25 protein-coding genes are annotated in these 25,011 nt (G+C 61.8%); 10 read left to right on the forward strand and 15 right to left on the reverse strand.

The window, feature by feature from the left end:
- Positions 1-33 precede the first annotated feature (33 nt).
- Positions 34-1,233 (reverse strand): tyrosine--tRNA ligase, encoded by a 1,200-nt coding sequence (tyrS, locus tag ACTJJN_RS22880; protein ID WP_014755143.1) that lies wholly within the window; start codon positions 1,231-1,233, stop codon positions 34-36.
- Positions 1,234-1,446: 213 nt separating this feature from the next.
- Between tyrS and ACTJJN_RS22885 the strand changes: the two genes are divergently transcribed.
- The gene (locus ACTJJN_RS22885) at positions 1,447-2,868 is read left to right on the forward strand and encodes a peptidoglycan DD-metalloendopeptidase family protein (RefSeq protein ID WP_440781650.1); all 1,422 of its coding nucleotides are present in this window, start codon (positions 1,447-1,449) and stop codon (positions 2,866-2,868) included.
- 3 nt (positions 2,869-2,871) lie between these two features.
- Positions 2,872-3,963 carry an anhydro-N-acetylmuramic acid kinase gene (locus ACTJJN_RS22890; protein WP_011953320.1) on the forward strand — a complete coding sequence of 364 codons (1,092 nt, stop codon included), beginning with the start codon at positions 2,872-2,874 and terminating at the stop codon, positions 3,961-3,963.
- A gap of 59 nt (positions 3,964-4,022) precedes the next feature.
- Here the strand turns inward: ACTJJN_RS22890 and erpA are convergent, their stop codons facing one another.
- Complete coding sequence (gene erpA, locus ACTJJN_RS22895) at positions 4,023-4,373, reverse strand: iron-sulfur cluster insertion protein ErpA (protein WP_003255511.1); 351 nt, start codon at positions 4,371-4,373, stop codon at positions 4,023-4,025.
- A 147-nt stretch (positions 4,374-4,520) separates the two neighbouring features.
- A complete protein-coding gene (argC, locus tag ACTJJN_RS22900) occupies positions 4,521-5,555 on the reverse strand; it encodes an N-acetyl-gamma-glutamyl-phosphate reductase (RefSeq protein WP_011953319.1) in 1,035 nt (344 codons plus the stop codon).
- A gap of 142 nt (positions 5,556-5,697) precedes the next feature.
- On the opposite strand from argC, the gene hemJ reads away from it, so the two are divergent.
- From hemJ to ACTJJN_RS22930, 6 genes are all read left to right on the forward strand, one after another.
- A complete protein-coding gene (gene hemJ, locus ACTJJN_RS22905; RefSeq protein ID WP_003255513.1) occupies positions 5,698-6,123 on the forward strand; it encodes a protoporphyrinogen oxidase HemJ in 426 nt (141 codons plus the stop codon).
- A 28-nt stretch (positions 6,124-6,151) separates the two neighbouring features.
- Complete coding sequence (locus ACTJJN_RS22910) at positions 6,152-7,108, forward strand: NAD(P)H-dependent flavin oxidoreductase (RefSeq protein WP_011953318.1); 957 nt, start codon at positions 6,152-6,154, stop codon at positions 7,106-7,108.
- A 67-nt stretch (positions 7,109-7,175) separates the two neighbouring features.
- The gene (locus tag ACTJJN_RS22915) at positions 7,176-7,958 is read left to right on the forward strand and encodes an SDR family NAD(P)-dependent oxidoreductase (RefSeq protein ID WP_003255516.1); all 783 of its coding nucleotides are present in this window, start codon (positions 7,176-7,178) and stop codon (positions 7,956-7,958) included.
- 63 nt (positions 7,959-8,021) lie between these two features.
- Positions 8,022-8,360: a histidine triad nucleotide-binding protein gene (locus tag ACTJJN_RS22920; protein WP_003255518.1), complete on the forward strand. Its 339-nt coding sequence runs from the start codon at positions 8,022-8,024 to the stop codon at positions 8,358-8,360.
- A gap of 65 nt (positions 8,361-8,425) precedes the next feature.
- Entirely contained in the window at positions 8,426-9,073 is a 648-nt protein-coding gene (gene coq7 / locus ACTJJN_RS22925; protein ID WP_011953317.1) for a 2-polyprenyl-3-methyl-6-methoxy-1,4-benzoquinone monooxygenase, read from the forward strand.
- Between the two features lie 10 nt (positions 9,074-9,083).
- Positions 9,084-10,124: a DUF2157 domain-containing protein gene (locus ACTJJN_RS22930; protein WP_440781651.1), complete on the forward strand. Its 1,041-nt coding sequence runs from the start codon at positions 9,084-9,086 to the stop codon at positions 10,122-10,124.
- A 76-nt stretch (positions 10,125-10,200) separates the two neighbouring features.
- Here ACTJJN_RS22930 and ACTJJN_RS22935 read toward each other — a convergent pair whose 3' ends face one another.
- On the reverse strand, positions 10,201-10,623 hold the full coding sequence (locus tag ACTJJN_RS22935) for an OsmC family protein (protein ID WP_004376171.1): 423 nt from the start codon (positions 10,621-10,623) through the stop codon (positions 10,201-10,203).
- A 191-nt stretch (positions 10,624-10,814) separates the two neighbouring features.
- Between ACTJJN_RS22935 and crp the strand changes: the two genes are divergently transcribed.
- Positions 10,815-11,459, forward strand: a complete 645-nt coding sequence (gene crp, locus ACTJJN_RS22940) for a cAMP-activated global transcriptional regulator CRP (RefSeq protein WP_017148058.1) — start codon at positions 10,815-10,817, stop codon at positions 11,457-11,459.
- On the opposite strand, the gene ACTJJN_RS22945 is transcribed toward crp, so the two are convergent.
- The 4 genes from ACTJJN_RS22945 to ACTJJN_RS22960 all read right to left on the reverse strand — a co-directional run bounded on the left by ACTJJN_RS22945 (position 11,456) and on the right by ACTJJN_RS22960 (position 14,789).
- Entirely contained in the window at positions 11,456-12,160 is a 705-nt protein-coding gene (locus ACTJJN_RS22945) for a lipoate--protein ligase family protein (RefSeq protein WP_003255526.1), read from the reverse strand. The genes crp and ACTJJN_RS22945 overlap by 4 nt on opposite strands.
- Positions 12,161-12,306: 146 nt before the next feature.
- Positions 12,307-13,140 carry an indole-3-glycerol phosphate synthase TrpC gene (gene trpC / locus ACTJJN_RS22950; RefSeq protein ID WP_003255528.1) on the reverse strand — a complete coding sequence of 278 codons (834 nt, stop codon included), beginning with the start codon at positions 13,138-13,140 and terminating at the stop codon, positions 12,307-12,309.
- Positions 13,137-14,186 (reverse strand): anthranilate phosphoribosyltransferase, encoded by a 1,050-nt coding sequence (gene trpD / locus ACTJJN_RS22955; protein ID WP_440781652.1) that lies wholly within the window; start codon positions 14,184-14,186, stop codon positions 13,137-13,139. The genes trpC and trpD overlap by 4 nt, the downstream gene beginning before the upstream one ends.
- 9 nt (positions 14,187-14,195) lie before the next feature.
- Positions 14,196-14,789 (reverse strand): aminodeoxychorismate/anthranilate synthase component II, encoded by a 594-nt coding sequence (locus ACTJJN_RS22960; protein WP_004574924.1) that lies wholly within the window; start codon positions 14,787-14,789, stop codon positions 14,196-14,198.
- A 367-nt stretch (positions 14,790-15,156) separates the two neighbouring features.
- On the opposite strand from ACTJJN_RS22960, the gene estP reads away from it, so the two are divergent.
- Complete coding sequence (gene estP / locus ACTJJN_RS22965) at positions 15,157-17,046, forward strand: esterase EstP (protein WP_011953313.1); 1,890 nt, start codon at positions 15,157-15,159, stop codon at positions 17,044-17,046.
- A gap of 246 nt (positions 17,047-17,292) precedes the next feature.
- Here estP and trpE read toward each other — a convergent pair whose 3' ends face one another.
- From trpE to ACTJJN_RS23000, 7 genes are all read right to left on the reverse strand, one after another.
- On the reverse strand, positions 17,293-18,774 hold the full coding sequence (gene trpE, locus ACTJJN_RS22970; protein WP_014589456.1) for an anthranilate synthase component I: 1,482 nt from the start codon (positions 18,772-18,774) through the stop codon (positions 17,293-17,295).
- Positions 18,775-18,843: 69 nt separating this feature from the next.
- Positions 18,844-19,662 (reverse strand): phosphoglycolate phosphatase, encoded by an 819-nt coding sequence (locus tag ACTJJN_RS22975; protein ID WP_014755134.1) that lies wholly within the window; start codon positions 19,660-19,662, stop codon positions 18,844-18,846.
- Positions 19,659-20,333: a ribulose-phosphate 3-epimerase gene (rpe, locus tag ACTJJN_RS22980; protein WP_003255539.1), complete on the reverse strand. Its 675-nt coding sequence runs from the start codon at positions 20,331-20,333 to the stop codon at positions 19,659-19,661. The genes ACTJJN_RS22975 and rpe overlap by 4 nt, the downstream gene beginning before the upstream one ends.
- A 149-nt stretch (positions 20,334-20,482) precedes the next feature.
- A complete protein-coding gene (locus ACTJJN_RS22985; protein ID WP_003255542.1) occupies positions 20,483-21,310 on the reverse strand; it encodes an ABC transporter permease in 828 nt (275 codons plus the stop codon).
- 10 nt (positions 21,311-21,320) lie between these two features.
- The gene (locus ACTJJN_RS22990) at positions 21,321-22,568 is read right to left on the reverse strand and encodes an ABC transporter permease (RefSeq protein ID WP_011953311.1); all 1,248 of its coding nucleotides are present in this window, start codon (positions 22,566-22,568) and stop codon (positions 21,321-21,323) included.
- Positions 22,569-22,628: 60 nt separating this feature from the next.
- On the reverse strand, positions 22,629-23,663 hold the full coding sequence (locus ACTJJN_RS22995; RefSeq protein WP_010951750.1) for an ABC transporter substrate-binding protein: 1,035 nt from the start codon (positions 23,661-23,663) through the stop codon (positions 22,629-22,631).
- A 40-nt stretch (positions 23,664-23,703) separates the two neighbouring features.
- On the reverse strand, positions 23,704-24,828 hold the full coding sequence (locus tag ACTJJN_RS23000) for an ABC transporter ATP-binding protein (RefSeq protein ID WP_003255547.1): 1,125 nt from the start codon (positions 24,826-24,828) through the stop codon (positions 23,704-23,706).
- Positions 24,829-25,011: the final 183 nt, after the last annotated feature.

The following is a 25,011-nucleotide window of genomic DNA, read 5'->3' on the forward strand; positions in this document are numbered from 1 at the left end:
CCCCGCTTCTATATAGCTACACCATCCAGGCAATCACTCAGCCTTGAGGGTAACCCGGCCAAACGACTTCTTGCCCGCCTGGCATACATGGGTAGCACCAAGGACAAACATGAAGTCCTTGTCGACCACTGCACCATCAACTTTCACCGCGCCGCCATTCAGCAAGTCTCGCGCCTGTGCCGAGTTCTTGACCAAACCAGCCCGGTTCAGCACCGCACCAATTGGCAGGTCTTCCGCCGCGGCCACTTCGATCTCCGGCAAGTCTTCCGGCAGCTCGCCTTCCTTCATACGGTTACCGGCAGCACGGTGAGCATTGGCCGCAGCCTCCTCACCGTGGAAGCGCGCCACAATTTCTTCCGCCAGCTTGATCTTGATGTCACGCGGGTTGGCGCCATTGGCAACATCGGCCCGGAACTGCTCGATTTCTTCCATCGAACGGAAGCTCAGCAGCTCGAAGTAACGCCACATCAGGGTATCCGGGATCGACACCAGCTTGCTGTACATCACCCCTGGCGCTTCCTGGATGCCGACATAGTTGCCCAGCGACTTCGACATCTTCTTCACGCCGTCGAGCCCTTCGAGCAGTGGCATGGTCACGATGTTCTGCGCTTCCTGGCCATAAGACCGCTGCAGTTCACGCCCCATCAGCAGGTTGAACTTCTGGTCGGTACCACCCAGCTCAACATCCGCCTTCAGCGCCACCGAGTCATAACCTTGCACCAGCGGGTAGAGGAACTCGTGGATGGCAATCGGCTGATTGGTGGTGTAACGCTTGTCGAAGTCATCACGCTCCAGCATGCGCGCGACGGTGTACTGCGAAGCCAGGCGAATGAAGTCGGCAGGGGTCAGCTTGTCCATCCACGTGGAGTTGAACGCGACTTCAGTCTTGGCCGGATCAAGAATCTTGAACACCTGCTGCTTGTACGTCTCGGCGTTCTCCAGCACCTGTTCGCGGGTCAGCGGCGGGCGCGTGGCGCTCTTGCCACTCGGGTCGCCGATCATGCCGGTGAAGTCACCGATCAGGAAGATGACCTGGTGGCCCAGATCCTGGAACTGGCGCAGCTTGTTGATCAGCACCGTGTGACCCAGGTGCAGGTCCGGAGCGGTCGGGTCGAAGCCGGCCTTGATGCGCAGAGGTTGGCCGCGCTTGAGCTTCTCCACCAGTTCCGACTCGACCAGTACTTCTTCCGCACCGCGCTTGATAAGCGCCAGCTGCTCTTCAACCGACTTCATAGACAAACCCGCAAGGCTCAGATTCAGGGGGAGCCAACCATACAAGATCGGCCGTCAAATACAAGTTTCGCAAAGGAATGTGACCCGAACACAGGCTTGCGGCGTCTACGCGCCCTTGCGTGAAAATGGATTTGGTTATATTTTATACAGTTATTTCATCTTCATCATGTCATTCATCTTTTCCATTTCACCTTTTTCAAAGTCACCTTGCCCATGACCAACGAACCGCCTAAAGCGCCCCCGCTTTATCCGAAGAGCCATCTGTTGGCCGCCAGCGGCATCGCCGCCCTGCTCAGCCTGGCTTTGCTGGTATTTCCTTCCAGCGAAGTGGAAGCCAAGAAAACTACCCTCAACCTCGAGCTCGAAAGCCCTGCCGAGCAGCTGAAAGACGAATCCCGCGCCGCGCCCCTGGTGCAAAGCGAAGGTGAGCAAGGCTCGCCTTTCGCCCAGATCGAAGAGGCTACCCCCGAAACCCAGAAGGCCGATCAGCAGGCCCCGGCCGCCGAACCGGTTGCCGAGGCCGCCAAGGAGCCTGGCCACCGCGAAGTCACCGTGGCCCGCGGCGATACCCTGTCCACCCTGTTCGCCAAGGTCGGCCTGCCCGCCAATGCTGTGCATGACTTGCTGGTCAGCAACAAGCAGGCCAAGCAGTTCAGCCAGCTCAAGCACGGCCAGGTCTTGCAATTCGAGCTCGACAAGGATGGCCAGCTGGCCAGTCTGCACAGCAAAGTCAGCAACCTCGAAACCATTCGCCTGACCAAAACCGCCAAGGGCTACACATTCAACCGTGAAATCAGCAAGCCGGTGATACGCACCGCCTATGCCCACGGCGTGATCAAGAGCTCGCTGTCTGCTTCCGCCCAGCGCGCCGGCCTGTCCCACAGCATGACCATGGACATGGCCCGCGTGCTGGGTTACGACATCGACTTCGCCCAGGATATTCGCCCAGGGGACGAGTTCGACGTGGTCTACGAACAGAAGGTGATGGACGGCAAGGTCGTCGGCACCGGTAACATCCTCTCTGCGCGCTTCACCAACCGCGGCAAAACCTACACTGCCGTGCGCTACACCAACAAGCAGGGCAACACTACCTACTACACCGCCGACGGCAACAGCCTGCGCAAGGCCTTCATCCGTACCCCGGTGGACTTCGCCCGCATCAGCTCGCGCTTTTCCGCCGGTCGCAAGCACCCCATCCTGAACAAGATCCGCGCCCACAAAGGCGTCGACTACGCGGCCCCACGAGGTACGCCGATCAAGGCAGCCGGTGACGGTCGCATCGAACTGGCCGGGCGCCGTGGTGGCTACGGCAATACCGTGATCATTCAGCATGGCAACCGCTACAAAACGCTGTATGGCCACATGCAGGGCTTTGCCAAAGGCATCAAGACCGGCAGTACGGTCAAACAGGGCCAGATCATTGGCTACATCGGCACTACCGGCCTGTCCACCGGACCACACCTGCACTACGAGTTCCAGGTCAACGGCGTGCACGTCGACCCGCTGAGCCAGAAGGTGCCAATGGCTGACCCGATTGCCAAGAACGAGCGTCAGCGCTTCCTGCAGCAGAGCCAGCCGCTGATTGCCCGCATGGATCAGGAAAAGGCCACCCTGCTCGCAGCGAACAAGCGCTAACCCATGGCGCTCTACCTGGGGGTGATGTCCGGTACCAGCCTCGATGGCCTGGATATCGCCCTGATCGAACAAGGCGAGCAGCTTGAACTGCTCGCCACCCACTACCTGCCCATGCCCCCGGACCTGCGCAAGGACCTGCTGGCCCTGTGCAGCAGCGGCACTGACGAGATTGCCCGTGCCGCACTGGCGGAAAACCGCTGGGCCAGCCTGGCCGGCGAAGGTATCCGCCAACTGCTGGCTCGCCAGGGACTGAAGCCCGAAGCCATTCGCGCCATTGGCAGCCACGGTCAGACCATTCGCCATGAACCGTCCCGCGGCTTTACTGTGCAGATCGGTAACCCCGCACTGCTCGCCGAGCTGACCGGCATCAGCGTGGTCGCCGACTTCCGCCGTCGCGATGTGGCTGCCGGTGGCCAGGGCGCGCCACTGGTACCGGCCTTCCACGAAACCCTGTTCAGCCAGCTTGGCCGACGCCTGGCAATCCTCAACGTAGGCGGTTTCAGCAACCTCAGCCTGATCGAGCAGGACAAGCCAGTTCATGGGTTCGATTGCGGCCCGGGGAACGTGCTGCTGGATGCCTGGATCGAGCGCGAGCACGGCCACGCCTACGATGCAGATGGCGCCTGGGCTGCCTCAGGTGTGGTTCAGCCCGGGTTGCTCAGCGCACTGATGGCTGACCCGTTCTTTGCCGGCAGCGGCCCCAAGAGTACCGGCCGCGAGGTGTTCAACCTGCCTTGGCTGGATCGCCACCTGGCCAACCTGCCGGCATACCGGGCCCAGGACGTGCAGGCGACACTGCTGGAGCTGACCGCACGCAGCATCATCGATTCGCTTGGCAAAGCCCAGCAAGGCACCGAGGCGCTGTTGGTCTGTGGTGGGGGCGCCCGCAACGGCGCGCTGATGGCCCGTCTTGGCCAGCTGCTACCGGCGGCCCGTGTCGCAAGCACTGGCGCCTATGGCGTAGACCCGGACTGGGTCGAAGCCATGGCCTTCGCCTGGCTGGCTCACTGCTGCCTGGAGGGTATCGCCGCCAACCGCCCCAGCGTCACTGCCGCCAAGGGCCTGCGCGTACTGGGTGCAATCTACCCGGCATAGCCGCTACGCCAGAAAGCAAAACGCCGCGCAATTGCGCGGCGTTTTCGTATGCCCAGCCCTTAGATCGAGAACGAAGACCCGCAACCGCAGGTGGTCGCGGCATTCGGGTTCTTGATCACGAACCGCGAACCTTCCAGGCCTTCCTGGTAGTCCACTTCGGCACCCGCCAGGTACTGGAAGCTCATCGGGTCGACCACCAGGGAAACGCCCTCGCGCTCGACAATGGTGTCATCTTCGGCCACGTCTTCATCGAAGGTGAAGCCGTACTGGAAGCCGGAGCAACCGCCACCGGTAACGAACACTCGCAGCTTCAGACGCTCATTGCCTTCCTCATTGACCAGGTTCTTCACCTTCTGGGCTGCCCCGTGGGTAAATTCCAGACCGGTAGGGGTGAAGGTTTCGACGCTCATGTTGATTCTCCCGGCGCGGTAGCCGCCATAAAACTCGATGACGCGCATTATCCGCTTTCCCGAGAAAATCGGTCAAGAATTGTGCGGCTTTAGTCGCGACCTGCAAAAAGGCCCGCACGACGCGGGCCTTTTCCACTGCTGGTGGCCTTACGGCAGCAAGCCGGCATGGGACAGGCCCATGCGTTCATCCAGCCCGAACAGGATGTTGAGGTTCTGCACCGCCTGGCCGGAGGCGCCCTTGACCAGGTTGTCGATCACCGACAGCACCACCACCAGGTCACCACCCTGCGGGCGATGAACGGCAATGCGGCAGACGTTGGCACCACGCACGCTACGGGTTTCCGGATGGCTGCCTGCTGGCATCACGTCGACGAACGGTTCATCGGCATAGCGTTTCTCGAACAGCGCCTGCAGGTCGACCGAGGTATCGACCACGTTTGCGTACAGGGTGGCGTGGATACCACGGATCATCGGCGTCAGGTGCGGCACGAACGTCAGGCCGATATCCTTGCCTGCGGCCAGGCGCAAGCCCTGGCTGATTTCTGGCAAGTGACGATGCCCCTTGACTGCATAGGCCTTCATGCTCTCGCCGGCTTCGCAGAACAGCGAGCCGACCGCGGCGCCACGGCCAGCACCGCTGACACCCGACTTGCAGTCGGCGATCAGGCGCGACGCATCGGCCAGGCCCGCTTCCAGCAGCGGCAGGAAGCCCAGCTGGGTGGCAGTCGGGTAGCAACCCGGCACAGCGATCAGACGCGCCTGGCGGATCTTCTCGCGGTTCACTTCTGGCAGGCCGTATACCGCGTCCTTGAGCAGCTCAGGCGCGCCATGGGGCTGACCGTACCACTTGCCCCACTCGACGGCATCCTGCAGGCGGAAGTCGGCAGACAGGTCGATCACCTTGGTGCCGGCCGCCAGCAGCTCACCGGCCAGGGCGTGGGCAACACCATGCGGGGTGGCGAAGAACACCACATCACAGGCCCCCAGAGCCTTGCTGTCCGGCACGCTGAACGCCAACCCGTCATAGTGGCCGCGCAGGTTCGGGTACATGTCCGCCACCGCCACGCCCGCCTCGGAGCGCGAAGTAATGACCGCCACTTCGGCCTGTGGATGCTGTGCCAGCAGACGCAACAGTTCGACGCCGGTGTAACCCGTGCCGCCGACGATACCGACCTTGATCATAACGCTTGCCCCTTATCAACGAGCCGTCTGGAAAGCGCACGATAATAGGGGCGCAGGGCGCCTGTAACAACTCTTCGGGTGACCCTTCGGGCGCTTGACCACTACTATCTGACGACCGTGATTATCTGAAGGAACTCCCTCCATGCTTTACCTATGGATCAAAGCGCTGCATATCGTCAGCGTGGTCTGCTGGTTCGCCGGCCTGTTCTACCTGCCCAGGTTGTTCGTCTACCACGCCCAGAGCCAGGACAGCATCAGCCAGGAACGCTTTGCGACCATGGAGCGCAAGCTGTACCGCGGCATCATGAATCCGGCGATGATCGCCACCTACGTTTTTGGCGCCTGGATGCTGTACCTCACCCCCGGCTGGCTGAGCCAGGGGTGGCTGCATGCCAAGCTCACCCTGGTGATCCTACTGACCGGCTACCATCACGTGTGCGGTGCCCAGCGCAAACGCTTCGCCAATGGCACCAACACCCGCAGCCACGTCTACTATCGCTGGTTCAACGAAGTGCCCGTGCTGATCCTGCTGGGTATCGTCATTCTGGTGGTGGTGAAACCGTTCTGACATAGCCACCCGCTCAAGGAGCCTTGCCATGTCGCTACCTGCCTCGCTCGAACAACGCCTGCGGCTGCCCGTGGTTGCCGCGCCGATGTTCCTCATCTCCAACCCCCAATTGGTGCTGGCCTGCTGCGCCAGCGGCGTGGTTGGCAGTTTCCCGGCACTGAACCAACGCGACAGCGCTGGCTTCAAGGCTTGGCTGGAAGAGATCGAGGCAGGCCTGGCTCAACTGCAGGCGCCAGCGCCCTACGCCGTCAACCTGATCGTCCACCCGACCAACCCGCGCCTGCAGGCCGACTTGGCCTTGTGCGTCGCACACCGTGTACCAATCGTTATCACCAGCCTGGGGGCAGTAAAGGAAGTGGTCGATGCCGTACACGGCTACGGCGGCCTGGTGCTCCACGATGTCACCACCCGCCGGCATGCCGAAAAAGCCGCCGAAGCGGGTGTCGATGGCCTTATCGCCGTCGCCGCAGGCGCAGGCGGCCATGCCGGCACCTGGAGCCCGTTCGCCCTGGCCGCAGAAATTCGCCAGTTCTTCGACAAGACCCTGCTGCTGGCTGGTTGCATTAACCACGGCCACGAAATCCTGGCCGCACAACTGCTGGGGGCGGACTTGGCGTACATGGGCACGCGCTTCATCGCCACCACAGAAAGCCAGGCTCAGGGCGCCTACAAACAGATGCTGCTGGATGCCCATGCCGCCGACATCATCCACACACCCGTGGTGTCCGGCATCCCCGCCAGCTTCCTGCGCCAGAGCCTGGAGCAGGCCGGCTACGACATGAACGCCCTCAAAGGCGGGCAGGTGCAAGGCAAGCTCAAGCCGATCGATGACGAAGCCAAGGCCTGGAAGACCGTATGGTCAGCGGGCCAGGGCGTCGGTGCAATCCATGACCTGCCCAGCGCCAGCGCATTGATCGAGCGCCTGCATGGCGAGTACCGACAAGCCCTGGAACGCTGCCAGGTTTTGCGCGCCCGCGCCTTGTAGCAAAAGGCAACACCTTGCACGGGCAAGTTGTACACTAGGCGCCCTCTTCCGCCCCCAGGAGCCTTGCATGACCCGTTACGCCATGATCACTGGTGCTTCCAGCGGCCTGGGCCTGGCCTTGGCGGAAGCGCTGGCACGGCGCGGGCGCAACCTGATCCTGGTGGCACGCCAACGAGAAACGCTGGAGCCTGTCGCCATCGAGCTGACCCAGCGTTTCGGTGTCGAGGTGCTGTTCCGCGCCTGCGACCTCAGTCAGCCGTTGCGCCTTTCAGGCTTCGTGCTAGAGCTGGAAGAAGGTGAGCGGCGTATCGATTTGCTGGTCAACTGCGCGGGCTTGCGCACCTATGGGCCGTTCCTGGCCCATGAATGGGCCGACGAACAAGATCTGCTGGAAGTCAACGTGCTGGCCCTGAGCCGCCTGTGTCACGCCATCGGTAACCTGATGGCTGTGCAGGGTGGCGGGCAGATTCTCAACGTCGCCGGCCTGGCCGGGGTGGCGCCTGGCCCATGGATGGCCGCCTATGCCGCCAGCAAGGCCTATGTGCTGAGCTTTTCCCAGGCCCTGCGCGAAGAACTCAAGCGCACCGGCATCAAGGTCTCTGTACTGTGCCCTGGCCCGGTACGTTCCGCACGCCGGCGCATTGCGCGGCTCGATGGCAAGCCGCGCTGTCTCAGCCCCGAGGAAGTGGCGCTGTACACCGTGCGGGCACTGGACAAGAACCGCGCACTGATCATGCCTGGCCGGCGCAACCGCTGGCTGGCGTTCGCACCGCGGCTGTTGCCGCGCTGGCTGGTGCGCAAGCTGGCCGGGGCCATCCACCGCCGCTATTGCCCCTTAGGCATGGAATAGCCACTGGGCGAGCGGCGCCCGGCTGAGTACACTCGGCCCGACCCTCACCATGGAGCAAGTGCTGTGGACGATCTATTCCTCAAAATCATCAACCGGGAAATCCCGGCAGATATCATCTATGAAGACGACCAGATCCTGGCCTTCAAGGACATTGCACCCGCGGCACCGGTACATTTTCTGGTCATCCCGAAAAAGCACATTCGCACCCTCAATGACCTGACCGAAGAAGACAAGGCCCTGGCTGGCCACATCCTGTTCACCGCCCAGCGCCTGGCTGTCGAACAAGGCTGCGAGGAAGGTTTCCGCGTGGTCATGAACTGCAACCCCAAAGGCGGCCAGACTGTCTACCACATCCATATGCACGTGCTTGGCCAGCGCCAGATGAACTGGCCACCGGGCTGACCCACGGCAAGCGACCCCGCCGCTATTGCGGTAAACTGTCGGGCACATTCTTGCGGAGGTGCCCGATGGCTACCGAACGTCACTACTCGCCGCTCGACCGCTTGTTGCTGCAGGCCGATACCGCCATGCGCACCTTGCTGCCTTTCAGCGGCCAACCCGCCCGGCCATCGCCGGCCATCGTCCAGCCAGACGTTGACCTGGACGAGCAACAGGCCCGCCATATTGCCGGGCTGATGCGCATCAACCATACCGGTGAAGTCTGCGCCCAGGCGTTGTACCAAGGCCAGGCCCTGACCGCCAAGCTGCCCGAAGTGCGCAAGGCCATGGAGCATGCCGCCGAGGAAGAAGTGGATCACCTGGCCTGGTGCGAACAGCGCATTCGCCAGCTGAACAGTCACCCCAGCGTGCTCAACCCTCTGTTCTACGGCATGTCGTTCGGCATCGGCGCACTGGCAGGGCTGGTCAGCGACAAGGTCAGCCTGGGCTTCGTCGCCGCTACCGAACATCAGGTGTGCAAGCACCTCGACGAGCACCTGGAGCAGCTCCCGCACGAAGATGAAAAATCCCGGGCCATTCTCGAGCAAATGCGCATCGACGAAGAACAGCACGCCGAGTCTGCACTGGAAGCCGGTGGTTATCGCTTCCCGGCCCCCGTCCGCTTTGGCATGAGCTTGCTGGCCAAGGTCATGACCAAGAGCACATACCGCATCTGAAGGCATCACCATGACGGATCGATTCGACGCCAAGGACCTGGCGCGCGCCGTGCAAGCAGGCATTCTCCAACCAGGCCAGGATCAAAGCCTGTTGGCATTCCTGCGCCAGCAACCCGCACCACGTGGCAGCTTTCAGCTGGCCCATGTTGCCTTCTACTTTGGCGCCATGCTGATCATGGCGGCCCTGGGCTGGTTGCTCACCGAGGCCTGGATGAGCCTCGGTGACGGCGCGCTGTTGATCATCGCCAGCCTCTATATCCTGTTGATCACCTTGTTCGCCCTCAATCTGCAACGCCGCGCCCAGCCCGTCGCCGCTGGCGTGCTGGCAGCAGTAGCAGTCAGCATCGTGCCGCTGGCGGTATTCGCTATCGAACGCATGCTCGGCTGGTGGCCACTGGACGATGCGCAGGCCGACTACCACCAGTACTACACCTACGTGCAGGGTGGCTGGCTGGCGATGGAAGCAGCCACGGTGCTTGCCGGGCTGCTGATGCTGCGGTTGATCCCCTACCCGTTCGTCGTCATGCCAATGTCCGTGGCCTTGTGGTTCATGTCGATGGACCTTAGCGAGTGGTTCTTCGGCTCACCGTTCAGTTGGGAGCAGCGTCGCCACGTCTCCCTGTGGTTTGGGCTGGGCTTGCTGGTGGTTATCCTCGTGATAGACGGCCGCACGCGTGAGGACTACGCTCGTTGGGGTTACCTCGCCGGGCTGGCAGCATTCTGGGGCGGGTTGACGCTGCTGGACAGCGGCAGTGAGTTGGGCAAGGCCATGTACTGTCTGATCAACATTGCGCTGATGGGCATGGCGGTGCTGCTGCGTCGGCCGGTGTTCATGGTGTTTGGTGCGCTGGGGGTGGCGGCTTATCTGGGATATCTGTCGTACGAGGTGTTTGCCCAGTCGTTGCTGTTCCCGGTGGTGCTAACCATGATCGGGGTGGGGGTTATCTGGCTTGGCCTGGTTTACCAAAAGCGCCGGGAGCGGTTGAGCCAGGCGCTAAGAAGCAGTCTTCCGCAATGGTTGCGGATGGCCCTTCCGGCCCTGCGCGACTGAAGCTCGCCCGGGCCGCAGGTGGGAGCGGGCTCACCCGCTTCCACAAGGGCTGCAAAGCGGCCCCGGAATCTCAGCCTTAACCCAGCTCTACGATTTCATACCCATGGGTAATCTCAACCCCGGCACGCTCGAGCATGATCGAAGCCGAGCAATACTTTTCCGCCGACAGCTCCACCGCCCGCTTGACCTGCGCTTCTTTCAGCCCACGCCCCTTCACCACGAAGTTCATGTGAATCTTGGTGAACACCTTCGGGTCTTCGCTGGCGCGCTCTGCCTCCAGAAATGCCTCGCAGCTTTCCACCGCCTGGCGCGACTTCTTCAGGATGCTGACCACGTCAAAGCTGCTGCAGCCACCCAGGCCCAACAGCAGCATTTCCATCGGGCGCACACCCAGGTTGCGGCCACCGGCCTCGGGCGGGCCATCCATCACGACGACATGGCCGCTCCCCGATTCGCCGAGGAACATCGCCTCACCGGCCCACTGGATACGTGCCTTCATCTACCTGGACTCCTGATTTTCGGAAAAGGGTGTCAGCTTAGACCTTGTGCGGCTGTGGGAAAAGTACGTGACGTGTCGGTTTACTACCGAAACATACCGTAGTGTCTGATAAGCTGGCGCCAAATGACTGGCGCTTTCCGCCAGCCAGCCTCTATAAAAAGCCTATGCCTCGTATCGAACAGGATTTCGTGATGGTCGCCTCTGCCCTACCCGCCAAGATCAAGAACATCGACAAACTGCTGGTGCATTGCCAGCGCCGCCGCTACACCGCCAAAAGCAACATCATCTGCGCCGGCGACCGGGCCGAAACACTGTCGTTCATCATCAAGGGTTCGGTAACCATCATCATCGAGGACGACGACGGCCATGAAATGATCATCGCCTACCTCAACCATGGCGATTTCTTTGGCGAGTTAGGCCTGTTCGAGCCCGTTGATGGCGAGCAGCAGCGCAGTGCCTGGGTACGCGCCAAGACCGAATGCGAAGTGGCCGAAATCAGCTACGAAAAGTTTCGCGAACTGGCGCGCCAGGACCCTGAAATCCTCTACGCCCTGGGCAGTCAAATGGCCCAGCGCCTGCGCAACACTACGCGCAAGGTTGGCGATTTGGCATTTTTCGACGTAACCGGGCGAGTTGCCCGTTGCCTGCTGGAACTGTGCAAGCAGCCCGACGCCATGACCCACCCCGATGGCATGCAAATCAAGATTACCCGTCAGGAAATCGGCCGAATCGTCGGTTGCTCTCGGGAAATGGTCGGCCGCGTTCTCAAGGACCTCGAGGAACGCAGCCTGGTGCAGGTCAAGGGCAAGACCATGGTGGTCTACGGTACCCGCTAGTCCTTGGGCAACTCGGCCAGCACCTTGGCGTAGGCCTGCGAAAGGCGCTCGAACCAGGGCGCTGCCGGCGCCACTTCGTGCAAGGCGATGTGCGCATCGGCGCGACAGCGTTGCTCCAGCTCACAGCACTCGTTGAAGCGGTTGACCGCCGCCACCATCGACTCACGCTCGTTGTCCAGCAGCAGCGCACCGTGCACCAACACCACCGGACGCTTGCCACCCAGGCCCTGACGCCAGCGCTGGGCGGTACCCACCAGTTTGCGGCCATTGAGGTTGACGTTGTAGCGGCCATCGCAGAAGGCCCCGTCGATTTCCCCGACTGACGCTACACCGCCCCACTCGCGCAGCACATCGCACAGCGGCAGACACAGGCGCTCGTAGGCATTTTCGATACGGCCGTGGTCGCCTTCGCTGCGCGGTGCGGCGTAGACCAGTGCAACGTTCACTGTCGAATGCGACTGAGGCACTGGCTCGCCGCCGGTTTCTCGCAGCAGCACCGGCCAGCCAGCAATAGCCAGTTCCGCGCAGGCGACCTCGAAGTTGCCCAGCCGGCTCATGCGCCGAGGCATGACCAGCGCGTGGTCGGTGGGGCGCCAGAACAGCACACCATTCTCGCGTTCGCCGCGGCAGACGGCGGCCAGCAGTTCCTGCTCGGCGTGCAGGCCTTGTTCGACGCTCAGGGCCAGGGGTTGATCGGTCATTGATCCACCTATGATGTTGATTTCAAGGGCCTCTTCGCGGTAAACCCGCGCCTACAACAGGGCGCGTCCCCGTGTAGGGGCGGGCTTGCCCGCGACGCGGCCATTACAGGTACAAAAAAGCCGGCAAAAACGCCGGCTTCATTTGATCAGTCCAGTTGCTGAACAGTCTTCTTCACCTGCTCGGGGAAGAACAGCCGCTGTAATTCCAGGCCAGGCTGCTCGGCGCGCATGAACGCCTCTCCCACCAGGAACGAGTAAACCTCGTTGATTGCCATCAGCTCCACATCGGCCCGGTTGAGAATACCGCTTTCGGTAATCGCCAGACGGTCACGCGGAATGCGCGGCAGCAGGTCAAGGGTGGTTTCCAGGCTGACTTCGAAGGTGTGCAGGTTGCGGTTGTTCACCCCAACCAGCGGTGTATCCAGGGTTTTCAGCGCGCGCTCCAGTTCATCGCCATCGTGCACTTCTACCAGCACGTCGAGGCCGACGTCCTTGGCGGTGGCCGCCAGTTCAGCCATCTTCACGTCATCCAGCGCCGACACGATCAGCAGTACGCAATCTGCGCCCAGGGCCCGGGCTTCGACGATCTGGTAAGGGTCGACCATGAAGTCCTTGCGGATCACCGGCAGCGAAACCGCCGCGCGGGCCTGCTGCAAGTACTCATCGGCACCCTGGAAATAATCGACATCGGTCAACACCGACAGGCAGGTGGCCCCGCCCTTCTCGTAGCTGACCGCGATTTCCGCTGGCACGAAGTGCTCGCGGATCACGCCCTTGCTTGGCGACGCTTTCTTGATTTCGGCAATCACCGCTGGCTGCTTGCGCTTGGCCTGCTCGATCAGCGCATTGGCGAAGCCTCGCGGGGCGTCAGCGGCCTTGGCCAGGCCCTCCAGTTCGGCGAGGCTGACGCGCGCACTGCGCTCGGCCACTTCCTGGAACTTGCGGGCAATGATCCTTTCCAGCACCGTCGGCACACTCATGCTTCGTTCTCCACCTTGAATACTGCAGTAAAGGCACCCAATTCCTGCAGCTTTTCCCAGGCCAAGCCGGTGTGCAGTACATCATGGGCCAGTTCTACACCGGCTTTCAGGCTCATAGCATGGTCAGCGGCATACAGCGCCGCGCCAGCATTAAGCACGATCATCTCGGCGGCCTTCTGACCGTTCTCGGTCTTGCGCCGGCCCAGCGCATCGCGGATCAACTCCAGCGAAGCCTGAGGGCTCTCGACAGCCAGGCCATGAAGGCTCTGGCTCTTCATGCCGAGGTCTTCCGGCTCTACCCAATATTCAGTGATTTCGTCATTTTTCAGTTCGGCGACGAAGGTGGGTGCAGCCAGGCTGAACTCGTCCAGACCATCCTTCGAGTGTACGACCAGCACATGCTTGCTCCCCAGGCGCTGCAGCACCTCAGCCAGCGGGCGGCAAAGGGTTTGCGCGAACACACCGACCACCTGGTGCTTCACTCCGGCCGGATTCGTAAGCGGGCCGAGCATATTGAACAGGGTGCGCAACCCCAGTTCTCGACGTGGGCCAGCGGCATGTTTCATGGCCGAGTGGTGACTTTGCGCGAACATGAAGCCGATGCCCAGGCTGTCGATGCAGCGTGCCACTTGAGTCGGCGTCAGGTTCAGGTAGATGCCGGCAGCTTCCAGCAGGTCGGCACTGCCGCTCTTGCCCGATACTGCGCGGTTACCATGCTTGGCCACGGGGCAACCCGCCGCCGCCAGGACGAAAGACGAAGCGGTGGACACGTTGAAGATGTTGGCGCCATCACCGCCGGTCCCGACAATATCGACGACACCATCGAGGCTTTGCAGCTCGACCTTTTCGGCCAGCTCACGCATCACCGACACCGCACCGACGATTTCGTCGATGCTTTCGCTTTTCATGCGCATGCCCATCAGGAAAGCGCCTATCTGCGCCTCGCTGCACTGACCGGTCATGATCTGGCGCATGACCTCGCGCATTTCTTCGGTAGTAAGGTCCAACTGGCCGACGATACGGCTCAACGCATTCTTGATGTCCATGTTCGATCCTTAACGGCGGCCGCCGGTCTGCTTGAGGAAGTTGGCGAACAGTTCGTGGCCCTGCTCGGTCAGGATCGACTCAGGGTGGAATTGCACCCCTTCGATATTCAGCGTCTTGTGGCGCAGGCCCATGATCTCATCGACCGAACCGTCAGCATGGGAGGTCCAGGCGGTCACTTCCAGGCAGTCGGGCAAGGTTTCACGCTTTACCACCAGCGAGTGGTAACGGGTCACGGTCAGCGGGTTGTTAAGGCTGGCGAACACGCCCAGGTCGCGGTGATATACCGGGCTGGTCTTCCCGTGCATGACCTGGCGTGCACGTACAACGTCGCCGCCAAAGGCCTGCCCGATTGACTGGTGGCCCAGGCATACACCGAGGATTGGCAACTTCCCGGCGAAATGCAGGATGGCCTCGATAGACACGCCCGCCTCGCTTGGGGTGCACGGGCCCGGGGATACGACGATGCGCTCAGGGTTGAGGGCCTCGATCTGGGCGATGGTCAATTCGTCATTGCGAATGACCTTGACCTCGGCACCCAGCTCGCCAAGGTACTGAACGACGTTGTAAGTGAATGAGTCGTAATTGTCGATCATCAGTAACATGGTGTTAAACCTCTTGAATCTACTGACTTCATGATTCGAACCTTCCTGCACCAGCCACAGGCGCGGCTTTGCCACAACGGGCGGTAAACGAGAAGGCAAACGGGGGCGGGCCGGGCGGGCCGGCAGGGGATAAAGTCAGGCGCGCCAACGCCAACGGGCGTGGGCCTTGATTACGCGCATCAAGAGTTTGCTGACGATCAACACAGGATAGGTCTCGCTCATACGTCCCGGCACAGTAGCCTACCGGGGCGACGGGCGCAATATGCCTGTAAACACGGGGAAACGAATGGACTTGGGAGCGAAGCACTACGATTTGCTAAGGTCGATGGGGTTGTCCTGATAAAAACAAAGAAAAGGATGTTCCCTGATGCGAAAAGCCCCGTTATTGCGCTTTACCCTCGCTTCACTGGCCTTGGCCTGTAGCCAGGCGTTGGCCGGCCCTTCGCCCTATTCAACCCTCATCGTGTTTGGCGACAGCCTCGCCGATGCAGGGCAGTTTCCCGACCTGAGCGGCGGTACCCCAGGCGCGCGTTTCACCAACCGCGATGCCGACGGCAACTTCGCTCCGGTGTCACCGATGATCCTCGGTGGCCGCCTGGGCGTCGCGCCTGGCGACCTGAACCCGTCGACATCCATAGGCATCCAGCCCGATGGTAATAACTGGGCAGTTGGCGGGTACACCACCCAACAGATCCTGGACTCGATCACGACAACGTCCGAGACCGTCATCCCGCCAGGAAACCCCAATGCCGGGTTGGTGCTGCGCGAGCGCCCCGGCTACCTGGCCAACGGCCTGCGCGCCGACCCAAATGCCTTGTATTACCTGACAGGTGGCGGTAACGACTTCCTGCAGGGCCTGGTGAATAGCCCGGCCGACGCCGTAGCCGCCGGCGCCCGCCTGGCTGCCAGTGCCCAAGCCCTTCAGCAAGGAGGCGCGCGCTACATCATGGTCTGGCTGCTACCTGACCTCGGCCAAACGCCCAATTTCAGCGGCACGCCACAGCAAAACCCACTGTCACTGCTCTCCGCTGCGTTCAACCAGTCACTGATCAGCCAGCTAGGGCAGATCGATGCCCAGATCATCCCACTGAACATCCCTGTGCTGTTGAGCGAGGCGCTGTCCAGCCCCAGTCAGTTCGGCCTGGCCAGCGACCAGAACCTGGTCGGCACCTGCTACAGCGGCGATAGCTGCGTGGAAAACCCGGTGTACGGGATCAACGGCACAACGCCAAACCCGACCAAACTGCTGTTCAACGACTCGGTCCACCCGACTATCGCGGGTCAGCAGCTGATTGCCGATTACGCCTACTCGATCCTCGCAGCCCCCTGGGAACTGACCCTGCTACCGGAAATGGCCCACGCCAGCCTGCGGGCTCATCAGGATGAGTTGCGCAATCAGTGGCAGACGCCTTGGCAAGCCGTTGGCCAATGGCAAGCCTTTGTCGCCAGTGGCGCTCAGGACCTGGACTTCGACGGCCAGCGCAGCGCGGCCAGCGGTGACGGCCGCGGCTACAACCTGACCGTGGGCGGCAGCTATCGCCTGAACGACGCCTGGCGCCTGGGCCTGGCCGGCGGTGCGTACCGCCAGAAGCTGGAAGCCGGCGAACAGGATTCGGACTACAAGCTGAACAGCTATATGGCCAGCGCCTTTGCCCAATACCGTCAGGACCGCTGGTGGGCCGACGCGGCGCTGACCGCCGGGCACCTGGACTATAGCGACCTCAAGCGTACCTTCGCCCTGGGCGTGAATGACCGCAGTGAAAAAGGCGACACCGACGGCGAGGCCTGGGCAATGTCCGGGCGGCTGGGCTACAACCTGGCGGCCGACACCAGCAACTGGCAGTTGGCACCTTTCATCAGTGCCGACTATGCGCGGGTGAAGGTGGATGGCTACGAAGAGAAGAGCGGGCGCTCGACGGCGCTTGGCTTCGATGACCAGGAGCGCACGTCACGTCGCCTGGGCGTGGGGCTGTTGGGCAGTGTGCAGGTACAGCCAAATACCCGGCTTTTTGCCGAGGTGGCGCAGGAGCATGAGTTCGAGGACGACCAGCAGGATGTGACAATGCACCTGACCAGCTTGCCAGCGAATGATTTCACCCTGACCGGGTATACGCCGCACAGCGACCTGACCCGGGCGAGCCTGGGTGTGAGCCATGAACTGGTGGCAGGGGTGCATTTGCGCGGGAACTACAATTGGCGCAAGAGTGATGAGTTGACGCAGCAGGGCGTTAGCGTGGGGGTTAGCGTGGACTTTTGAATTGCTGGGGGCCGCTTTGCGGCCCATTCGCGGGTGAACCCGCTTTTACGACGGCCTAGTATGCCTTAGGCTTGCGCAACACTTGTAGGAACGGGTTTACCCGCGAATACGGTGGCGGCGGCAACGGTGAACGGCAGGTAGAAATTGGCCAGCAGGCCCGGCCCTTTCGCGGGTGAACCCGCTCCTACACAACCTTGTAGGAGCGTGGTTTACCCGCGAATGGGCTGCGCAGCAGCCCCAATCAATTTATCTGGCGGAAGTCTGCTCGGCCAACGCCACCGCACGGAACATCGCCCGGCGCTTGTTGATGGTTTCTTCCCATTCCAGCGCAGGCACCGAGTCGGCAACGATGCCGCCACCGGCCTGCACATGCAGCTCGCCATCCTTGATCACCGCAGTACGAATGGCAATTGCGGTATCCATGTTGCCGTTCCAGGCAAAATAGCCGACAGCACCGCCGTAAACCCCACGCTTGACCGGTTCCAGCTCGTCGATAATCTCCATCGCGCGGATCTTGGGCGCACCCGACAAGGTGCCAGCCGGCAGAATCGCCCGCAGTGCATCCATCGCCGTCAGGCCTTCACGCAGCTGGCCGGTAACGTTGGAAACAATGTGCATCACGTTGGAGTAACGCTCGATCACCATCTTCTCGGTCAGGCGCACACTGCCGGTCGAAGACACACGGCCGACATCGTTGCGGCCCAGATCGATCAGCATCAGGTGCTCGGCAATTTCCTTGTCGTCCGACAGCAGGTCGTCTTCCAGCGCACGATCGGCCTCTTCGGTCGCACCACGCGGGCGAGTACCGGCAATCGGGCGCACGGTGACCAGGTTGTCCTCGACACGTACCAGCACTTCGGGCGAGCTGCCGACCACATGGAAGTCACCGAAGTTGAAGAAGTACATGTATGGCGTCGGGTTGAAGCAGCGTAGCGCGCGGTACAGGTCGATAGGCGCAGCCTTGAAGTCGATCGACATGCGCTGCGACGGCACCACCTGCATACAGTCCCCGGCCAGGATGTATTCCTTGATACGACCGACGGCGTTTTCGTAATCCTCGCGGGTGTAGCTGGAGCGGAACGCCGGCTCGGCCGCCTGCGGGCCGCTCAGGTCCAGGCCGCGGCGCGGGGTGATTGGCTGGCGCAAGGTTTCCAGCAAACCTTGCAGACGTGCCTGGCCCTGTTCGAAGGCCTGATCTTCAGCGGGGTCGACCAACACGATGGCGTGCATCTTGCCCGCCAGGTTGTCGAACACCACCACCGCGTCGGACACCATCAGCAGGATATCCGGTACGCCCAGCGGGTCTGGGTTGGGGCTGGCGCCCAGGCGCTTTTCTACATAACGCACGCAGTCGTAGCCAAAGTAGCCAACCAGGCCGCCATTGAAACGCGGCAGGCCGGGGATATCGGCAACTTTGTAGCGGTCCTTGAAGGTTTCAACGAATGCCAGCGGGTCTTCGACCTCGCAGCTTTCCACCTCGACGCCATCGTGCAGGATGCTGACATGGTAGCCATGCACACGCATCACGGTGCGCGATGGCAAGCCGATCATCGAGTAACGGCCCCACTTCTCGCCGCCCTGCACCGATTCGAGCAGGTACGAGTTGGGCTGGTCAGCCAGTTTCAGGTAGATCGACAGCGGCGTGTCGAAGTCGGCCAAGGTTTCACAGGCCAAGGGAATACGGTTGTAGCCGGCAGCGGCCAGGCGCAGGAATTCTTCGCGGTTCATGAGTGGTCTCGTGGCAAGCAGCAATAGGTCAGGCAAACGGACGGGCCGGCACACGCCGGCAGGCTGAAGTCAGGCGCGCCAACGCCAACGGGCCAAGGCCTTGATGACTTTCATCCAGAATTTGCCAGTAACCGCCACGGTGGACTCTCTGTCTTGTGAGGCTTGAAGGTCCGCCAACGTTATCCCAGTGGCCGGGTCTGCGCAACCGGGCAGCAATGCGCGCAGGTCGTCGATTACCAGGCTGGGGGATTCGGCGTCGATCGGCCGGCCATGGTTATAGCCGTAGGTCAGGCCCACGCATTGCACGCCAGCCGCCTTGGCCGCCTGCACGTCACTGCGCGAATCACCGACAAACAGGGACTGCTGCGGGGTGACACCGGCCATCTGCATGACGAACAGCAACGCCGCCGGGTCGGGCTTTTTCTGCGGCAAGGTGTCGCCACCAATGATCCAGCGGAAGAAATTACCGATCTTCATCTGGTCCAGCAGCGGGCCAACAAAGCGCTCAGGCTTGTTGGTGATCAGCGCCATCTCCACGCCCTGCTTGCGCAGCCAGCGCAGGGTGTCGCGCACGCCGGGGTAGACCACGGTAAGTTCGTGGCTTTCGGCATAAGCGTCCATGAACAGCGCCAGCGCCTGTTCTGCCAGCGCATCGTCCACGTCGGCATGCTCGATGCCGCCCGCCAACGCGCGGCGCACCAGCACCTGGGCGCCATTGCCAACCCAGTGGCGCACTGCCTCAAGGCCAGCAGGCGGGCGCCCCAGTTCGAGCAGCATGCGGTCCACGGCGGCGGCCAGGTCAGGCACAGAATCGATCAGGGTACCGTCCAGATCGAACATTACCAGCCTTGGCAGCGTCCCCGGGAACAGCTGCTCGAAGCCACTCATGGGCGGGCCAGGGCCAGTTCGGCGCGCATCTTGGCGATCACTTCCTGGTAGTCCGGGGCGTTGAAGATCGCCGAGCCGGCCACGAAGGTGTCGGCGCCAGCGGCAGCGATCTCGCGGATGTTGTTGACGTTCACGCCACCATCGATCTCCAGACGGATATCACGGCCACTGGCGTCGATCAGCGCACGCGCTTCGCGCAGCTTGTCGAGGGTGCCGGGGATGAACTTCTGCCCGCCGAAGCCTGGGTTGACGCTCATCAGCAGCACCATGTCGATCTTGTCCATCACATACTTCAGGGCGTCCAGGCTGGTGGCCGGGTTGAACACCAGGCCGGCCTTGCAACCACCATCCTTGATCAGCTGAAGCGAACGGTCGATGTGCTGCGTGGCTTCAGGGTGGAAGGTGATGTAGGTAGCACCCGCTTCGATAAAGTCGCCAATGATGCGGTCAACCGGGCTGACCATCAGGTGCACGTCGATCGGCGCAGTAACGCCGTACTTGCGCAGAGCGGTGCAAACCATCGGACCGATGGTCAGGTTGGGGACATAGTGATTGTCCATGACATCGAAGTGGACGATGTCTGCACCCGCAGCCAATACCTTGTCGACGTCCTCACCCAGGCGGGCAAAATCGGCAGAGAGAATGGAGGGGGCAATAGCGTAGGGCTGCATGGCGCACCTGTTGGCAGAGTCACGGTGGCGCGCATTGTAACTCAGGGAAAGCGATGAAGGCTGATTGGTATCAATTGGTGTCGACCAGCGCAACTTGTGCCGGCCTCCGCGACTTTAGCCGCGAAGAGGCCGGTACAGGCAACCCATCATCAAGCCGGCTGTTGAGTCCTCAGCTTCTCACTACGCCCACGCAACCATTCCAGGGTCAGCAGCAACAACACCGAGAACGCAATCAGCAAGGTCGCCGCCGCGGCAATGGTCGGGCTCAGGTTCTCGCGAATACCACTGAACATCTGCCGCGGCAGAGTTGCCTGTTCCGGTCCGGCGAGGAACAGCGTCACCACCACCTCGTCAAACGAGGTGGCAAAGGCAAACAGGGCGCCCGAGATGACACCGGGCGCGATCAGCGGCAGGGTCACCCGGCGGAAAGCCAGCAGAGGCGAGGCTCCCAGGCTGGCCGCCGCACGCACCAGATTATAGTTGAACCCCTGTAGCGTCGCTGACACGGTAATGATGACGAACGGCACACCCAGTACCGCATGCACCAGAATCAGCGAGGTGAAACTGTTGCCCATGCCCAGAGGGGCGAAGAACAGGTAACTGGCCACCCCGATGATCACTACCGGCACCACCATGGGCGAGATCACCAGCGCCATCACCAGCGACTTGCCGGGGAAATCGCCACGGGTCAGGCCGATGGCCGCCAACGTGCCGAACACCATGGCCAGCACCGTGGCCGCAGGGGCAACGATGATGCTGTTTTTCAACGCCCGCATCCATTCGGCCGAGCCGAAGAAGTCCTGATACCACTGCAGCGAGAAGCCCTGCAGCGGGTACACCAGGAAGCTGCCACTGTTGAACGACAGCGGCACGATCACCAGCACTGGCAAGATCAGGAACAGCAGGATCAAGCCGCAGAGAATACGCAGGCTGTAGAACCAGACCCGCTCCACGGGCGACATGTATGGGCTCAGCATGACAGGCTCCTCAGCTCAGGCGCAGACGGCTGGCGCCGACCAGCCAGCTATAGATCAGGTACAACAGCACGGTCGCCAGCAGCAACAGCCCGCCCAGTGCGGTGGCCATGCCCCAGTTGATGCTGGTGTTGGTGTAGAAGGCGACGAAGTAGCTGACCATCTGGTCGTTGGGGCTACCCAGCAGCGCCGGGGTGATGTAGTAACCGATGGCCAGGATGAACACCAACAGGCAACCGGCGCCAACACCGGCGTAAGTCTGCGGGAAGTACACCCGCCAGAAACTGGCGAACGGGTGGCAGCCCAGCGAGATCGCCGCACGCATGTAGCTCGGGGAAATACCCTTCATCACGCTGTACAGCGGCAGGATCATGAACGGCAGCAGGATGTGCACCATCGAGATGTAGACACCTGTGCGGTTGAACACCAGCTCCAGCGGCTGGTCGATGATGCCCATGGCCATCAGCGCGCTGTTGATCAGCCCGCCCGACTGCAGCAGCACGATCCAGGCCGCCACCCGCACCAGGATCGATGTCCAGAAAGGCAACAGCACAAGAATCATCAGCAGGTTGCTCTGCCGGGTCGGCAGGTTGGCCAACAAGTAGGCCAGTGGGTAGGCCAGTACCAGGCAGATAGTGGTAATCACCACCCCCATCCACAGGGTACGGACAAAAATGTCCAGGTAAATGGCCTGGTCCGGGGTGGCCTTGGCCAGCTCACCAAGGTCATCGATGCGATGGTCCACCGAGGCCAACAGGTAGAAAGAAGTCACCGAACTGGTATTGCGGCGGATCGCCTGCCAATAAGCCGGGTCACCCCAACGCTCGTCGACAGCCTGCAACGCATCCTTATAAGAGGCAGGCTCAGCCTTGAAGGGCAGTGCACGGGCAGTCTTGGTCAACAAGCTGCGGTAACCGGCCAGCTCCATGTTCAAGCGTTTGGAAAGGTCACCAAGGGTCTGGTTCTTGCGCGACTCGGCCAAATCCTGGCTCAGCGCCTTGTAAACGTCCTCGCCTGGCAGGCTTTTGCCATCCCACTGGCTGATGACTTCCACCGTGCGCGGCAGGCCGCCGACCACTTCAGGGTTGCCGACGCTCTTGTACAGCAGCGCCGCAATCGGCACCAGGAACACCAGCAGAAGAAACAGCGCCAGCGGCGCGATCAACGCCTGCGCCTTCCAGCGGTTGACCCGCTCGGCGTGTTTGAGGCGCTGCTTGAGACTTGAACCCGCGCCTTCGTTGAGGGGCACTGCAATGGCCATGGCGAACTCCGCAATACAGGCTGAATTGGGGGCCGCTTTGCGGCCCCACACACTGGACGTTTACTTCTTCGCCGCCCAGGCGTTGAAGCGTTGCTCCAGCTGCTCGCTGTTGTCGGCCCAGAACGCCACGTCGATCTGCACCTGGTTGGCAATGTTCTCAGGCGTGGTCGGCATGTCTTTCTTCACTTCGTCCGACAGCAGGCTCACGGCCTTGGAGTTGGCCGGGCCATAGGCGATGTTTTCGGAGTAGATCTTCTGCTGCTCGGGCTTGACGCTGTAGGCGATGAACTTCTTCGCCTCTTCGACGTTTTTGGCGCCTTTAGGAATTGCCCATGCATCGAAGTCGTAGATGCCGCCGTTCCACACCACCTTGAGGTTGCTCTCTTTCTGCACAGCGGCAATACGGCCGTTGTAGGCAGAGCTCATGACCACGTCGCCAGAGGCCAGGAACTGCGGTGGCTGTGCACCCGCTTCCCACCACTGGATGCTGGGCTTGAGTTCGTCGAGTTTCTTGAAGGCGCGGTCCTGGCCTTCCTTGGTTGCGAGCACTTTGTAGACGTCCTTGGGCGCAACGCCGTCGGCCATCAGTGCAAATTCCATTGTGTACTTGGCGCCCTTGCGCAGGCCGCGCTTGCCCGGGAACTGCTTGGTGTCCCAGAAATCGGCCCAGCTGGTGGGGGCGGTCTTGAGCTTGTCGGCGTTGTAGGCCATGACCGTGGACCAGACGAAGAAGCCCACGCCGCAAGGCTGAATGGCACCAGGCACGTAGTCGGCCTCATTGCCGAACAGGGCTGGGTCGAGCTCTTCGAACATGCCCTCGTCGCAGCCGCGCGCCAGCTCTGGCGACTCAACCTCTACCAGGTTCCACGACACACTCTTGGTGTCGACCATCGCCTTGACCTTGGCCATTTCGCCGTTGTACTCACCCGCGACAATCTTGCCATTACCCGCTTTTTCCCAGGGTTCGTAGAACGCTTTGACCTGGGCAGCCTTGTTGGCGCCCCCGAACGAGATCACGGTGAGGTCTGCGGCCATGGCCTGGCCAGCGGTGAACAGCCCCAAAGCCAGGGCGGTCAGTTTCAACTGCTTGCGCATTATTATTCTCTCCACAGTACAGGGTTGGTGAAGCAATCCATCAATGGGCTTCGGCAATCGGATCGAGCGCGCGGGCGTGCTCCACCTCCCAGCCCAGCGGTACCACATCGCCCACGGCCAACGCCGGGTCGAGCTCGGCAATAGGCTGCTTCACGAAGAAGTCGCCTTTGCCGCAAACCTCCAGACGCACCCGCACGTGGTCGCCCAGGTAAATGAATTCGGCCACCCGGCCAGAGAACCGGTTCACGCAGCTTTCACTGTGGCCGTTCAGACGCACGCGCTCCGGGCGTATCGACAGGGTCACCGGCTCGCCGGCCTGGCCGACATTCACCGCCAGCGCCTCGACCCGCTCGCCGCGAGGCAACTGCACCTGGCAACGTTTGCCATCGCTGGCCAGCAGGGTGCCGCTAATGCGGTTGTTCTCGCCGATGAAGTTGGCGACGAAGGTGTTGCAAGGCTCTTCGTACAGCGTGCGCGGGTCGGCGATCTGCTGGATTTCGCCCTGGTGGAACACCGCCACGCGGTCAGACATGGTCAGCGCTTCGCCCTGGTCGTGGGTCACGTACACCACGGTCACACCCAGGCGCTGGTGAATGTGCTTGATCTCCATCTGCATGTGTTCGCGCAGCTGCTTGTCCAGCGCGCCAAGTGGCTCGTCCATCAGCACCAGTTGCGGCTCGAACACCAATGCCCGGGCCAGCGCCACACGCTGCTGCTGGCCGCCAGACAGCTGGCCGGGGTAGCGTTTGGCGAAAGCGTCGAGCTGGACCATGTTCAGCACACGTTTGACCCGCTCGCTGATGTCGGTCTTGCTCAGGTTGCGCACGGTCAGCGGAAAGGCCAGGTTCTCAGCCACGGTCATGTGCGGAAACAGCGCGTAGTTCTGGAACACCATGCCGATATCACGCTTGTGCGGCGGCACGTTGTTGATCGAGCGGCCGCCAAGCTGGATTTCACCGGCGGTGGGGGTCTCGAAGCCCGCCAGCATCATCAGGCTGGTGGTCTTGCCCGAGCCGGACGGGCCAAGCAGGGTGAGGAACTCGCCCTTGCGGATATCCAGGTTGAGGTCTTTGACGATCAGCGACTCGCCGTCGTAGCTCTTCTGCACACCACGGAAGCTGACCAGCGTTTCGCCGGTTGCAGCGTTCGACTTCGCCTCGCTCATGCCTGCACCTTCTTGTTGGATGACTGCGTAGGCAAAAGAGTAGAAGAGACGCAAGCGCCCGAAAATCGGGGGTACTGAGAGAATGCCATCATCCGGATGGAAGATTTGTTGTAGGGATCGCCCTACAAGGATGGCGGGATTGGAATGCCCTTGCGAGCCAACCACGAAACCTGTGGGAGCGGG

The sequence above is a fragment of the Pseudomonas sp. 22515 genome (assembly GCF_052044625.1).
GTDB lineage: Bacteria > Pseudomonadota > Gammaproteobacteria > Pseudomonadales > Pseudomonadaceae > Aquipseudomonas > Aquipseudomonas alloputida.